The sequence below is a fragment of the Oceanobacillus sojae genome, from assembly GCF_007991515.1.
In the GTDB taxonomy this organism is placed as follows: Bacteria; Bacillota; Bacilli; order Bacillales; family Amphibacillaceae; genus Oceanobacillus; species Oceanobacillus sojae.
Map to the genome: position 1 here is coordinate 1 of NZ_BJYM01000024.1, position 14,598 is coordinate 14,598.

General features: G+C 40.4%; 15 protein-coding genes and 1 riboswitch. All 15 genes read left to right on the forward strand.

The features are described 5' to 3' along the window. The first annotated feature begins 459 nt into the window (after positions 1 to 459). The 15 genes from rpoE (at position 460) to OSO01_RS20945 (ending at position 14,594) form a co-directional block, all read left to right on the forward strand. The gene (rpoE, locus tag OSO01_RS20875) at positions 460 to 975 is read left to right on the forward strand and encodes a DNA-directed RNA polymerase subunit delta (protein WP_307725863.1); all 516 of its coding nucleotides are present in this window, start codon (positions 460 to 462) and stop codon (positions 973 to 975) included. A gap of 207 nt (positions 976 to 1,182) precedes the next feature. Continuing rightward, a riboswitch (cobalamin riboswitch) is annotated at positions 1,183 to 1,361 on the forward strand. A gap of 259 nt (positions 1,362 to 1,620) precedes the next feature. Beyond that, positions 1,621 to 2,619, forward strand: coding sequence for an ABC transporter substrate-binding protein (locus tag OSO01_RS20880; protein WP_147212399.1), 999 nt, complete (start codon positions 1,621 to 1,623; stop codon positions 2,617 to 2,619). Next, positions 2,609 to 3,640 carry a FecCD family ABC transporter permease gene (locus tag OSO01_RS20885; RefSeq protein WP_246145267.1) on the forward strand — a complete coding sequence of 344 codons (1,032 nt, stop codon included), beginning with the start codon at positions 2,609 to 2,611 and terminating at the stop codon, positions 3,638 to 3,640. Before OSO01_RS20880 ends, OSO01_RS20885 begins: the two co-directional genes overlap by 11 nt. Positions 3,641 to 3,646: 6 nt before the next feature. Further along, entirely contained in the window at positions 3,647 to 5,143 is a 1,497-nt protein-coding gene (locus OSO01_RS20890; protein ID WP_147212400.1) for an adenosylcobinamide amidohydrolase, read from the forward strand. Beyond that, the gene (gene cbiB, locus OSO01_RS20895; RefSeq protein WP_147212401.1) at positions 5,121 to 6,086 is read left to right on the forward strand and encodes an adenosylcobinamide-phosphate synthase CbiB; all 966 of its coding nucleotides are present in this window, start codon (positions 5,121 to 5,123) and stop codon (positions 6,084 to 6,086) included. Before OSO01_RS20890 ends, cbiB begins: the two co-directional genes overlap by 23 nt. Further along, the gene (gene cobD, locus OSO01_RS20900; RefSeq protein ID WP_246145272.1) at positions 6,052 to 7,137 is read left to right on the forward strand and encodes a threonine-phosphate decarboxylase CobD; all 1,086 of its coding nucleotides are present in this window, start codon (positions 6,052 to 6,054) and stop codon (positions 7,135 to 7,137) included. The genes cbiB and cobD overlap by 35 nt, the downstream gene beginning before the upstream one ends. Further along, a complete protein-coding gene (locus OSO01_RS20905) occupies positions 7,119 to 7,679 on the forward strand; it encodes a bifunctional adenosylcobinamide kinase/adenosylcobinamide-phosphate guanylyltransferase (protein ID WP_147212402.1) in 561 nt (186 codons plus the stop codon). Before cobD ends, OSO01_RS20905 begins: the two co-directional genes overlap by 19 nt. After that, positions 7,676 to 8,515 carry a cobyric acid synthase gene (locus OSO01_RS20910; RefSeq protein WP_147212403.1) on the forward strand — a complete coding sequence of 280 codons (840 nt, stop codon included), beginning with the start codon at positions 7,676 to 7,678 and terminating at the stop codon, positions 8,513 to 8,515. Before OSO01_RS20905 ends, OSO01_RS20910 begins: the two co-directional genes overlap by 4 nt. After that, a complete protein-coding gene (cobS, locus tag OSO01_RS20915) occupies positions 8,515 to 9,321 on the forward strand; it encodes an adenosylcobinamide-GDP ribazoletransferase (RefSeq protein ID WP_147212404.1) in 807 nt (268 codons plus the stop codon). The genes OSO01_RS20910 and cobS overlap by 1 nt, the downstream gene beginning before the upstream one ends. Beyond that, entirely contained in the window at positions 9,279 to 9,905 is a 627-nt protein-coding gene (locus OSO01_RS20920; protein WP_147212405.1) for a histidine phosphatase family protein, read from the forward strand. Before cobS ends, OSO01_RS20920 begins: the two co-directional genes overlap by 43 nt. Next, positions 9,857 to 10,300, forward strand: a complete 444-nt coding sequence (locus OSO01_RS20925) for a bifunctional adenosylcobinamide kinase/adenosylcobinamide-phosphate guanylyltransferase (protein ID WP_147212406.1) — start codon at positions 9,857 to 9,859, stop codon at positions 10,298 to 10,300. The genes OSO01_RS20920 and OSO01_RS20925 overlap by 49 nt, the downstream gene beginning before the upstream one ends. Beyond that, the gene (locus OSO01_RS20930; protein ID WP_147212407.1) at positions 10,301 to 10,885 is read left to right on the forward strand and encodes a cob(I)yrinic acid a,c-diamide adenosyltransferase; all 585 of its coding nucleotides are present in this window, start codon (positions 10,301 to 10,303) and stop codon (positions 10,883 to 10,885) included. It begins immediately after the preceding gene. 5 nt (positions 10,886 to 10,890) lie between these two features. Continuing rightward, positions 10,891 to 11,595 (forward strand): hypothetical protein, encoded by a 705-nt coding sequence (locus OSO01_RS20935; RefSeq protein ID WP_147212408.1) that lies wholly within the window; start codon positions 10,891 to 10,893, stop codon positions 11,593 to 11,595. Positions 11,596 to 11,868: 273 nt separating this feature from the next. Continuing rightward, positions 11,869 to 13,473 carry a CTP synthase gene (gene pyrG, locus OSO01_RS20940; protein WP_147212409.1) on the forward strand — a complete coding sequence of 535 codons (1,605 nt, stop codon included), beginning with the start codon at positions 11,869 to 11,871 and terminating at the stop codon, positions 13,471 to 13,473. Between the two features lie 530 nt (positions 13,474 to 14,003). Beyond that, entirely contained in the window at positions 14,004 to 14,594 is a 591-nt protein-coding gene (locus tag OSO01_RS20945) for a hypothetical protein (RefSeq protein ID WP_147212410.1), read from the forward strand. The last annotated feature ends 4 nt before the right edge of the window (positions 14,595 to 14,598 follow it).

Sequence of the window (14,598 nt, forward strand, 5' to 3'; positions counted from 1 at the left end):
TAGCGGTTGCTATACACTTTACCTTTTATATTTGTCAACAGATATATGGAGAAAATGATCAACCCCCTGTTCCTATGGATAGGAAGTTACTTTTTAAAGTGCGAAATTTGAGTTTATCATAATAAAGATGATTATGTAGAGTAGTGACTAGCGATGGTTTTCGATAGAAACGAGTAACTGTAGCAATATTGTCGGGTTAGTAAAAATTTAAGATAGATGGACATGAAACTATCTAACGTAGGAAAAACACGGAGACTCCTGCGGGAAAGCGCAGTGTTTTTCCGGAGTGATCACTATTCAGCTTATTTAAGAATACAGAACCGTAAACTTTCACTGGATAATTGCATTCAAATATGTTTATAATGTAAAATAGATTTATTGTGACAAAATCGCATATATAATAATTATTTGCAGCATAGATAGCTATCTTTAGCCTTAATTATATATTTAAAGGAGTGCATGAACGTGAGCGTGAAAGAATTGACACAAGAAGAAATCAGCAATTTGTCCATGATTGAATTAGGTTCCATTATTTTAAAGGAAGAAAATAAAGCAGTCTCATTTCAAAATTTATTCTCTAAAATAGCAGATTTAAAAAACTTTTCAGAAGAAGATAAGGAAAATATGATTGCACAATTCTACACAGATATGAATGTTGACGGACGCTACTTAACATTAGGATCTGGTATGTGGGGATTAAAAAGCTGGTATCCAGTAGAGCAGGCAGAAGAAGAAATTACAGATGAGCCGACGAAAAAACGTAAGAAAAAGAAGAAAAAAGCAGCAGCAGTAGTAGAAACAGAAGAAATTGATGATGATTTAGATGTAACAGATGAAGACATCGATGATATGCTGGATGATTTCGATGATGTAGAAGAAGATGAAGACCTGGAGGAAATTGAAGATGAAGTAGATGATGTCATCGGTAAAGACGATTTGGATGAATTAGATTATGATGATGAGGACGACCGCTAATCTGTTTCATATAAAAGGAATGAATAAAAAAGCTGGAACAAGTTGAGTTAGAACTCAGTTTGTTCCAGCTTTTTTTATAGCGGAAGGAAGCTTTGATAAAACTCTATTTTAGCAGGAATAATATCTTATAAGTGAACTTTTTATAAACTCTCACTTCTTTCTATAGTCTTTCATAGTAAAACATTGTAAAATAGACTTAGAAAACAATTACATAAAATAAAAATAGGTGATTTTTAAAATCATAAAGGGAAGTTGGTGCAATTCCAACGCGGTCCCGCCACTGTAATTGCGAGCGAACAGAACGAGCCACTGTACAAACATGTATGGGAAGGAGTCTGGGAGTGATGACCAAGAGCCAGGATACCTGCCTATTTTTAGTTCCAGCCAATTCTACGAGGATAGTAAGGTGAAGCGTTTTTCTGAATCTTTCTAACATCTTCATTTGCCGTGGAGATGTTTTTTAACGTAGTATAGCTCATTTTAATCCAGTGTGAAAATTGGATATCTGCTAACTATACAAGCTATTTGATTCAGGATACTTAGCAGAAAGAATAATTTTTGAAAGCCATTTCACATCTGTGCTTCCTCAATGATAAAAAACGGCTGAACATGTAAAAATACATTAAAATCAAGGGGGAAGTTAAAATGAAAAAGTTTTTACAGGTTCTGCTGCTGGCTTTATTAGCGGGTTTCTTAATCGGATGCAGTAATAATGACAGCGGAAATGAAGCTGCACCGAATGAAAATACGACAAATGAAGAATCTGCTGCAGAGGGAACAGATGGAGATGATTCTGCTTATCCGTTAACGGTAACAGATGCAATAGATAATGAAGTGACACTGGAGGAAGAACCAGAGCGAATTGTCTCGTTGATGCCGAGTAACACAGAAATTACATTTGCTTTAGGACAAGGAGATAAGGTGGTCGGTGTTTCTGATAACGATACATACCCGGAAGAGGTTTTTGATATTGATAAGGTTGGCGGCATGGAATTTAATGTTGAAGTGATTATCAGCCTGGACCCGGATGTTGTTTTAGCACATGAATCTTTAGTGGCTTCATCACAGGAAGCATTAGATCAACTGGAAGGCGCTGATATTGAAGTGTTCACCGTTGCAGACGCAACAGATGTTGATACCACCTATGAAACAATTGACAATATTGGACAGGTTGTCGGTGCTGAAGAAGAGGCAGAACAATTAGTTACAGATATGCAGGCTGACTTTGCAGAATTAGAGGAAATAACCTCAGAAGTAGCAGAGGAAGATCGTCAATCTGTGTTCTTTGAGATTTCTCCATCACCAGATATCTATACAGCCGGACAGAACACATTCCTTGATGAGCTGCTGCAGATTATCCATGCAGATAATGCCGCCGGTGATCAGGAAGGCTGGGTTGAGATGGACCCGGAAGCAATTATAGAGCTGAATCCAGAGGTGATTATTTCAACATATGGTTCTTATGTAGAAGATCCAATCGGTGAAGTGACTTCAAGAGATGGTTTTGATGCTGTAGATGCCGTGGTAAATGAAAGAATTTATGATGTTGATTCGGATACAGTGTCCCGACCGGGGCCTCGTCTCGTTGATGGAGCAAGAGAAATCGCTGAGTCAGTGTATCCGGAGCTTTTTGATGAAGAGTAATTTATTGAAATATACGCTTTCATTAGCGTTTTTAATCAGTACCATGCTGATAGCAATTTCGGTTGGCAGTGTCTCTGTCCCGATACCTGAAATTGTTAAAATTATCGGTTCAGAGGTATTTCATCTTCCTATAGGTAATGATGTCGATCCAAAGTCCATCAGCATTGTATATGATATACGCTTGCCACGGGTTATCCTGGCGGGACTTGTGGGGGCCTCTCTTGCGATTGCAGGAGCGGCCTTTCAAGGTTTATTGCGGAATCCTTTAGCTGATCCCTACATTCTCGGTGTTTCATCCGGTGCATCTGTCGGGGCGGTATCAACCTTATTTTTTAATATCTCCATCCCGTTTTTGGGAATGTATACGTTGCCATTCTTAAGTATCCTTTCTGCACTGGCAACCATTATGACTGTGCTCTTTTTTGCGAAAAAAATTGATAAAACAATGCGTGTCGAATCAATTATTCTGACCGGGATTATTTTCAGCTCCTTTTTAGGATCCATTATTTCTTTGATTATTGCATTGACAGGAGAAGAGCTGCAGCAAATAATCGGCTGGCTCTTGGGAAGTGTATCAATGCGCGGCTGGAAATACGTCGGAATTATTTTACCGTTTTTAATTATCGGCGGTTTATTATTGCTGATGAACACAAGGGAATTAAATGCTATGTCATTTGGAGAAGATCGGGCACAGCATTTAGGAGTCGATGTAGAAAAACGCAAAATGCTTATTCTGGCTGCGGGCTCTATTTTAACAGGTGCAGCAGTAGCTGTTTCAGGTACAATCGGCTTTGTCGGCCTGGTTATCCCTCATTTAACGAGAAAGCTGTGGGGACCGGATCATATTCATCTTCTGCCATTATCTATTATTACTGGGGCAGGATTTCTTATCTTAACGGACTTATTGTCAAGGACGATTATATCGCCCCAGGTTCTGCCTGTGGGAGTCATCACAGCGTTAGTAGGTGCACCTGTATTCGCAATGATTCTACTGAAACAGAAAAAAGCAAAAGGAAGGTAAAAAAAGATGCTCAAAGTAGAAAACGTATCAGGCGGTTATGATGGTGAAACAATCGTAAAGGATATTCATTTTTCTGTTGGCAAAGGGGAGTTCTTCGGTATTCTGGGTCCGAATGGCAGCGGAAAAACCACATTGCTCAAGATGATGAGCGGTTTATTAGAGCTTGAGCAGGGAGAGGTCAAAATCGACGATAGAAGCATCTCTGATTTAACTAAAAAACAGCTCGCGAAAAAGATGGCTGTCTTGCCACAACTATCACCGCAGGTTTTTCCGTATACAGTGAAGGAAACCGTTTCTCTTGGCAGGTATGCACATCATCGCGGCTTTTTCCAGACGTGGACGGATGAAGATGAGAACATTGTGCAAAAGGTAATGAAACAGACAAATATCAGCCACTTTCAAGATAATTCTGTGATGGAGCATTCTGGCGGAGAGCAGCAAAGGATATTCCTGGCACAGGCACTGGTCCAGAAGCCGGATATTTTATTACTGGATGAACCGACAAACCATTTAGATTTGGCCTATCAAAAGGAGCTACTGGATCTTTTGAGAACGCGTGCCAGGGAAGAAGGTCTGACGGTCGTTGCTATTTTACATGATTTAAACCTGGCAAGCCTTTATTGTGACAAAATTTTATTAATGGATAACGGAGAGACGAGGGCGGTTGCGGATCCTGATGATGTGTTTTCAGAAGAGCTGATTAATCATGTCTATCAAACAGAAGTCGTCAAACAACCGCATTCCAAAATTGCAAAACCGCAGCTGCATTTATTGCCGGGTAAAAAGAGCGAGAGAGAGGGAGAACAGGTGAAAATTGATGAAAATATGCTGTCAATTAGTCCGGAGCGGATTGTATTACAGTCAAAGCAGCCCTTGAAAACAGTGTCTTCTGGTGTTGTCGGAGCCGGAGCCGGCTGGTACAGTAATTTCGTGAACAGACATGTAGATGCGACTTATAATTGTACGAACCATCGGGAAGAAATGCGTGAATATTTAACCAATCATGGTTTTCCAGTTTCTCAAACAGTCGGGATGATGACGGCTGTTACCTTAGAGGATAACAGTTATCGTGTATATGAAGGAGATGGATTCTCTGTCATGATTGTTGTGACTGCCGGTGTAGGAAATGCTGTAGACAGTACACGCGAGAATTCGCCTGTAGCCGCGCCAGTCAAGCCTGGTACAATTAACACGTGGATTTTTGTAAATGGGAAATTAACGGATGAAGCCTATATTCAGTCAATTATTACTGCAACAGAAGCGAAGGCACAGGTACTCCGTGATTGTCATATTCTTGACGCCCATACAAAAAAGCAGGCTACCGGTACCTCGACAGACAGTATACTAGTTGCTGCAACACAGCAGGGCAAAGAAATAGATTATGCGGGGACAGCTACTGAACTCGGGGCTATAATTGGACGTGGTGTTTATCAGGAAATGAAGCAGTCCATCCAACATTATTTTAAGAGGAAAAAAATGCATGATCATCTATCGTTTAATTAGTATCACGCTCGCATTAATCATCGATCGTGCCATCGGTGATCCGCCGCATTGGCCGCATCCGGTACGCTGGATGGGGAATTTTATTTCCCTGCTTGACAGGCGTTTGAATCATGGGAAACATAAAAAAAGGAAAGGCATCGTCCTCCTTTTACTGGTAACAATAACAGTTTTATTCATTAGCTTACTGATAAGCTGGGGAGCTTATCAGCTTCATCCTGTTGCAGGAATTATTGTAGAGGCAGGCCTGATTGCAGTAACGATTGCACAAAAGGATTTAGGAGCTGCTGCCTTGCGTGTTTATGAGCCGCTGGCTGCCGGTGATATAGAGAGCGCCCGTTATCAGGTATCAATGATCGTCGGCAGAGATACGGAAAATCTGGATGAAAAAGAAGTAACACGTGCTGCTGTCGAAACAGTTGCTGAAAGTATTGGTGATGGAATTACTTCTCCACTTTTTTGGGCGTTTATTGGTGGTGCCCCGCTGGCAATTGTGTATCGTGCAGTAAATACATGCGATTCCATGATTGGTCATAAAAATGAACGTTACCGGGATTTCGGCTGGGCAGCAGCTAAGCTTGACGATGTTTTAAACTGGATTCCCGGCAGAATAACGACCTTTTTGATGATGTTAACAAATCGTACTCCGTATCTTAACAGAAAAGAAGCCTTTAAAAGGTGGTATACAGATGCCAAAAAGCATCCGAGCCCGAACAGTGGTTTTTTTGAAGCAGCTGTTGCGTTATTCCTCGGTGTTCAGCTTGGTGGAGTGAATTATTATAAGGGTATCAAATCAGAGCGGGCTCATATGGGTATCAACAGACGGGAATTAGAAAAAAGAGATATTTTACATACCATTAAAATAATGCAGCGCGCCGTTTTTGCTTTTGTTATTATCTTATGGATTGGAGGTGGCGTCATTGCAGCTGCCGGAGCATGGTTCTAACACAAAATATGTCTATGACTCACTAAAGATGAAACAGCCTGAAAAGGTGATTGATTTCAGTGTGAATATTAATCCATTAGGCGCACCGAAAGTATTACAGGAAAAATGGGGAGAGTGGTTCACGGCGATTAATGATTATCCAGATCCCTATGCCAAAACGCTTATGGAGGAGCTTGCAGAGCAGGAGAATATTTCTGCTGAACATTTACTTGCAGGAAATGGGGCTGCCGAGATAATCACTTTGGTTGCCAGATATTTAGCTGGAAGTAAGGTGGCTGTAGTTCATCCAGCTTTTTCGGAATATGCAGCTGCCTGCAGGAATGAAGGTTGTGAGGTTGTGGAAATTGTACTTGCTGCACCGGAATGGAATTTAGAGGTGTCTGCACTAGCAGATAAACTTCACGGAGTAAAGGCAGTATTTCTGTGTAATCCCAATAATCCTACAGGTATTCATTACAGCAGAGAGACGGTAGAAGCACTGATAGAAGTATGTAAAAGCACAGATACACTTTGTATTATCGATGAAGCTTTTTATGATTTTTTAGCAGAGCCAGTTACTTATATAGAAAAAGTTCTGCACCAGCAGCATGTGCTCATTATCCGTTCGCTGACAAAAATGTATAGTATCGCCGGCCTGCGGCTCGGCTTCCTTGCCGGTGATCCTGAATTGCTTCAAAAGATTGGCAGGACAAAGCCGCATTGGAGTGTGAACGCCTTGGCAATGAAGGCAGGTGTTGCCTGTTTACAGGATGAATCTCATACTGTGGAAACAAGAAGATTTATTGCAACTGAACGAACAGCAATTTTTCAGGAGCTGAAGATGCTTGGATTTGAACATAGCTCATCACAGCTGAATTTCTATTTATTAAGGGATCCTTCCTTATCAACACAGGAGCAGCTGTTTCATTACCTGCTGAAACAAGGGCTTGTACTGCGGCATACAGAAAACTTTCCGGGAATAGAGGGGAAATGGCTTCGTGTTGCCGTGAAACAGCCTGGTGCTAATAAAATACTGCTGGAGGCGTTAGCTGCATGGAAACAGAGAAATTGATATTTATTACTGGAGGAGTACGCAGCGGTAAAAGTGCTTTTGCTGAACGCTTAGCTATAAAGCATGCTCTGAAAACAGAAAACAATCTTCATTATATTGCATGCGGTATTCCCACCGATGTGGAAATGCAGGAGCGCATTAAACGCCATCAACAAGACCGGGGGCAATCTGATTTTACGTGGAGAACCTGGGAACAGCCGATTCATTTATCACATATCGCCAACCAGTTTACAGGGCAAGATGTGATTTTATTAGACTGTATGACTACGCTTTTAAATAACTATCTGTTTCATGAAGGAGTAGATGATACAAATACAGTTTTAGAGTATGTAAGAGAGGATATTACAGAGCTTTGTAATCATGCAGGCAAGGTCATTATTGTTTCCAATGAAGTGCTGCAGGATATCCCTTATAAGAATGAGCTCACAAGGAATTATCAGGCATTATTAGGAAATGTGCACCAGCAGATAGTAGAGAATGCGGACTTGGCAATTTTAGTAGAGAGCGGAATACCGCTTGTGAAGAAAGGGGAATGGAAATGAAGGGAGTTATGCTGCAGGGAACTGCTTCTCATGTTGGAAAAAGTATTCTTACGACAGCAATTTGCCGGATGCTGACAAGACACGGATTTCAAATTTCCCCTTTCAAAGCACAGAATATGTCGAGTCATAGTGTTGCACTTGAAACTGGAAGAGAGATTGCCATTTCACAATATGAGCAGGCAGAAGCTGCAGGGCGCAGAGCGGAGCCCTGGATGAATCCGATTCTGCTGAAGCCTTTGAAAAGAATGCATACGGAAGTATTTTTAACAGGGGAATCACAGGGTGTGATTACAGGTGCAAGCTTTAAGGACCTTTATTACCAAAGAGCGCTTCTAGAAATTAAAGAAGGTCTGGCACAAGCTGACAACAGCAGTGATTTTGTAATTATTGAAGGAGCTGGAAGTCCTGTAGAAATGAATTTAAAGGAACGTGATTTGGCAAATATGGCAATTGCCGAGCTTGCAGAGGTTCCTGTTCTTTTAGTAGCTGATATTGAAAGAGGCGGTGTTTTTGCAAGTATTGCCGGTACACTTGCCTTACTTACGGAAAAAGAACGCTCACGTGTAAAAGGAATCATTATTAATAAATTTTCCGGTAATCCATCTCTTTTTACAGATGGTGTAGAGTGGCTGGAAAACTATACAAATCTTCCTGTACTCGGTATCATTCCTTATATTCAGCATCAGCTTGACGAAGAGGATAGCCTGCATGGAACAGTATCCTCTTTCCAGCCCAATTTAACAAGTAAAGAAGCGGATTATGAAAGGCTTGCAGACCATTTGGAGGCAAACATAAATTTAGAGAAATTGATGGAAATGATGGAAGGAGCATCCTGATGCTATACAAGACCCGCTTATTTTTTACAGGGATACTTATAAACCTGCAGTTTTTTACAAGTATCCCGATAAAATCCCGATTTTCCCTTGATCAACATCAGTTAAAATATATGCTCCGGACGTTTCCGGTATTGGGGCTGCTTCAAGGCAGCATCTACGCAGCTTTTATCTATATCCTGCAAAGCTTTACGCCGTTTACAAATTTACTGATGACGCTATTTCTTTGGCTTTTGCTAATTATTCTCTCGGGCGGTATTCATCTGGACGGCTGGATAGATGCCAGCGATGCTTATTTCTCTTATAAAGAGCCTGAAAAGAGATTAGAGGTTATGAAGGACCCGAGAACAGGCGCATTTGGTGTGTTGTCGGTAATTGTTCTTTTATTTACAAGATTTATTGTCCTTTATGAATTAATCCAGGCTGAACATACTGCTGCCCTTCTTTTTATTATACTTATTCCGTTCCTTGGTAAAATGCTGCTTGGTGTATTTCTGCAAATACTGCCTTCGGCCAGAAAAGATGGAATGGCAAGCTTTTTTCAGCGCGGAAAAAGCAGCAGCCTCTTCGGAATGTATGCTATTTACCTCGTGATTATCGGCAGCTTTATTGCCTGGCTTCAGATGGACCTGTTATTTGCTTATTTGCTTTTTATTACAGTGACTATTATTGCAGGTTTATTCATCGCCAGAAGTATCATGAAGAATTTCAATGGAATTACGGGGGATACATTAGGTGCAAGCTCAGAAGGGATGGAATTATTACTATGGCTGACCTTATTACTCTTACATTACTTCGCCATGGTATAACAAAGGCGAATCAGGATAAAAGATACCTTGGCTGGACAGATGTGCCGCTTGTGCCGGAAGAAGTGGAAAGATTAAGTGCTGCTCAAGGCTTTGGAGAACAGTTTGATCTTTGTATAACAAGCGATTTATTACGATCCTGTCAAACGGCTGGTCTGCTTTGCCCGAAGCTGGAACGAATAGAAATAAAAGAATTTAGGGAAATGCATTTTGGTGCATGGGAAATGAAAACCTACGAGGATTTAAAAAGAAATGTAGGCTACCGCTCCTGGATTGATGCCCCAGAGAGCACTGTACCGCCAGGCGGAGAGAGTTTTCAGGAGATGCAACAGCGTATTAATGCAGGCTTTCAGCAATTAAGACAGGAGGTATGCAGGCGGCAAAGTAAAAATATATTACTTGTTGCACATGGAGGAGTCATTCGTTACTTATTAATGAAATTATCGGAAGAAGAGAAATCTTTTTTTAATTGGAAAGTATCACATGACGCAGGAGTCCGCTTAACTTGGAAAATAGATGATTGGAAGGAGGCGCGAAAATGCATTTCGTTACAGGAGGTGCTTTTAACGGCAAAGGGAAATGGGTGAAGCAGCATTACCCTGAAGATACAACATGGTTTTCAGCATCAACATATCCTGACTGGCCCATTCCAAATGGAAATTTGCGTTCCGTTGTGATTTTAGAAGGTTTGGAATTATGGGTGAAAAAAGAAATAAATGTGGAATTATCTCCTGATTTAATCTTAGATAAGAATATCAAAAAGATTAAAAAATGGATGGAATGGGAACAAAATGAGGAAAACCAAAGGCTTGTATTGATTGGAACGGATATTTCAAAGGGAATTGTACCAATGGAAAAAGAAAATCGGCTGCATCGTGATATTACCGGCTGGCTCTACCAAAGATTAGCTGCACGTGCAGAACGAGTTGATCTGGTTTGGTACGGAATTTCACAAACATTAAAAAGGAAGGGAGAGATTTAAATGAGACTTTACACAAGAACAGGGGATAAAGGACAGACAGCGTTAATTGGCGGAAAAGCAAGCAAGGATGATGTGCGTGTGGAGGCATATGGTTCGATCGATGAAATAAATTCTTTTACCGGATTGGCAATTGCGTATCTGAATCAGAATATATTTGAGGATATTATTCAGGACCTGGTGAAAATCCAGCATGAATTATTCGATTGTGGTACGGAGCTTTCGAACGTTTCTAAGAAGGAAAGACCTTATGAGCTGACGGAGGATATAGTTACCTATTTAGAAGAACGCATGGACAGTTTAATTGAGGAAGCACCGGAGCTTGAGAAATTTATTTTGCCGGGCGGCTCTCAGGCAGCTTCTGCACTTCATGTTGCGAGAACAGTAACAAGAAGAGCAGAGAGACAAATGGTAACACTTTATCACGAAGCCGAAGAACTCAATCCAATTCCATTAAAATATATCAATCGTCTTTCCGATTACTTTTTTGCTGCTGCCCGTGTTGTAAATGCACGACTTGAAGTTGCTGATGTAGAATATGAGCGGAGCGCCAGAGTATTTCGCGGCAGCCACAAGAAAAATAAATAAGACGGATGACAAATGCTATTATTTTACCGTTGGAAACAGATAAGGAATTGGTGATTGCGACAGATAACAGCGGGGCTATCGGTGAAAAGGAAGCCGATCTGGTGAAAACCTCTAATCAGATAGTCGGGAAATTTGCCTGCCGTGTAGTGTTAATGGAGTGTCTGGCAGAATATGCAGAGCCTGCTGCTGTTATTATGCAAAACTTTACGAATGAAGAAGCCTGGCAGGCTTATAAAGCAGGGGTGTACGAAGAACTTAATGGAGCTGGGTTTGCCGGGCTGCCCATTACTGGAAGCACGGAAAGTAATTTTCAAACTCTCCAGTCCGGACTTGGCTTAACCCTGATTGGGAAAAGGGGAAAAAGAAACAGGTATCAATGGACAGGCAGGGAGAGCTTTGCGGTTATCGGAGCTCCTTTTACGGGTCAGGCTGTTCTTGAGAACGGCGGGAAAATTCCAAGTGCTGCTCTATTAAAAAAAATTGCTGATACAGCAGGAATTAAATCAATCATGCCAGTAGGCTCCAAAGGAATTGCAGCGACCTTTCAACAATGGACAGGCCTGAGGACGGAGCTTGAATCAGTACTTGATTTACAAGCATCTGCAGGTCCTTCAACATGCTTTCTTATTGCTTTTGAACAGGGAAGTAAGACAGAAGCTGAACAGCTTGCGGGAAGGCTTTTCCACCCGCTAAAGGTGTCCAATTGTTGAAATACAACAGATTAAATTCAGTGCTTGACATTTACATGGACTAACAGTAGAATCTTTATTGGGCTCTTTGAATATAATTACAAAGCGTTTCCCCTGAGAGATGAGAGGGGGAAACGCTTTTCTTGTTAGATAGAGAAATAAAAGTAAAACCGTTCTGACATGATAACTTTTACTGACTATGTAAAAGATAATGACAGGACAATCATTCCAAAGAACGACCAAATATATTGTTCAGCACACAGCATAAAAATAAAGAAAGAAGGATGAGGACAAGTGACAAAGTATATTTTTGTAACTGGTGGCGTAGTATCATCGCTCGGAAAAGGGATTACAGCAGCATCATTAGGACGTTTATTAAAAAATCGCGGATTAAAAGTAACCATTCAAAAATTTGATCCATATATCAACGTAGACCCAGGAACAATGAGTCCTTATCAGCACGGTGAAGTATTTGTGACAGAAGACGGTGCAGAAACGGATTTAGACCTGGGACACTACGAACGCTTTATCGATATTAACTTGAATAAATACAGCAATATTACGACAGGGAAAGTATATTCCAGCGTTATCCGCAAAGAACGTCACGGAGATTATCTTGGCGGAACTGTACAGGTCATCCCGCACATTACAAACGAAATTAAAGATCAGGTCTTCCGCGCAGGAGAAGCTACTGGCGCAGATGTTGTAATTACAGAAATTGGCGGAACTGTCGGTGATATTGAATCATTACCATTCCTGGAAGCTATTCGTCAAATTAAAAGTGATGTTGGCCGCGATAGCGTAATGTACGTACATTGTACACTTGTTCCTTACATTAAAGCTGCAGGAGAAGTGAAAACAAAGCCGACACAGCACAGTGTAAAAGAATTACGTTCTTTGGGAATCCAGCCGGATGTGATTGTTTTACGTACTGAAATGGCAATTACAAAAGAAATGAAAGAAAAGATTGCTTTATTCTGTGACATTAACGAAAAATCAGTTATTGAAATGATGGATGCAGACACACTTTACCAGGTTCCAATTGCTCTACAGGAGCAAAATATGGACCAAATTGTTTGTGATCATTTTGGATTAGATTGCCAAGATGCTGATATGGAGGACTGGACAAAGCTGATCAATAAAGTTCGTAACTTATCTAAAAAAGTAGAAATCGGATTAGTTGGTAAATACGTAGAACTTCCGGATGCTTACCTTTCAGTTGTAGAATCTTTAAAACATGCCGGCTATGATTATGATGCCAATGTAAACATTCATTGGATTAATTCTGAACTGCTATCAGAAGAAGAAATTGAGGCTGAATTATCCAAAGTAGACGGGATTATTGTTCCCGGCGGATTTGGGAATCGGGGCATTGACGGGAAAATAAGTGCTATCCGTTATGCACGTGAGAACAAGATTCCATTCTTTGGTATTTGCTTAGGGATGCAATTAGCTACTGTTGAATTTGCAAGGAATGTAGTAGGCTTAGAGGGTGCACACTCTGCAGAAATTAATTCAGGAACACCATATCCAATTATTGATTTACTGCCAGAACAAAAGGATATTGAAGACCTGGGCGGTACATTGCGTCTTGGACTGTATCCATGTCATTTAACAGAAGGAACGAAAACAAAAGAAGCTTATGATGGAGCAGATGTAGTAGAAGAAAGACATCGCCATCGTTATGAATTCAATAATGTGTATCGTGAGCAAATGGCAGAAAAAGGGCTTATCTTCTCAGGTACAAGCCCGGATGGACGTCTTGTCGAAACCATTGAGCTGGAAGATCATCCTTGGTTTATTGCATGTCAATTCCATCCTGAGTTCACATCTCGTCCAACAAGATCGCAAGGATTATTTAAAGGATTTATCGGTGCAGCCGTGGAAAATCAAAAATAATAAATGAAAGTAAAATGGAGATATTCATCTGTAATTGATGCGTATCTCCATTTTTTTAGAATAAGAGAGCAAAAAATGCTGAACGCAGCCCGCGAAAAGCGACTTCCTGGGACTTGCGATTACTCGTCCCATTGAAAACTGTCGCAGTGGACATCTCCTTGGCAAGAACACCAGTATTTTAAAGACCAAGTGATTTTCTTGGTTTTTCATATATGCAAGGGACATATTAGGGAAACAAGGGAACCATATTAGAAGATTTTTCATCTGTTCACTCGATTAAACATCCACTTTTATAAGTCTCTCCGTTCACTTATATAAATAATTATGCTAATATAACATACAAATATGGAAATAAAAAGAATGTTTTTAAAAGTCGAAAAGAGTATAAGCTTGTTATGCTTTAGCGACGCATTTTGGAAAGTACATAAGCAGGTATTTGGAGAAATAAAATAACAGAATAACTATGATTTTATTGTCGAACTCTTTAAAAATTTTTGATAGGAATTTTAAGTAAAGCAGGTGACGGACAAGTGAGTGATAAAAAGAAGCTTTTTGGGGTAGGCAGCGAACTGGAGGAAAGTAATACAGAATTGAATCAGCAGCCGTTCAAGCCGGCCAACAAGAAAGAAAATGCGTTTGGCAGTCATGTACAGGAAGAAGCTGTAAGAGAAAAAAAGGCTGCTTTTGGTGCGCAGCACACAGCAGCTGATGAAAATAAGCAGGGGAAATTGGCAAATATAAAAATGGTATTTTCGCTTCAAAATAAATTATTTTGGGTTAACTCTTATCTTTTGGCGATTATCTTTTTAATTTTAAGTAATGGGAGCTTATCCAATTTTAATTTTCCATCTATATTTCATTTAATCAATGCCATTCTCTTTCCCTTTTCGGTAATTGTTATGGGGAGCATAGCAATACGTTTTAGAAATTTTATGCCTGGAGTATATTATTGGCTCTACCCGACATACAGGAAGAGCCCTAATATAAATTCCATGTTATTTTTGCTGATCTGGTACGTGGTGAAAGTGATGTTCTATTATTTTATTTGGACTACTTCATTTTTATGGGGAGTTCTCGGAATATTATTAGCAGCACTAAATGCTAGAAAAATAGAAAAGTAGGTGT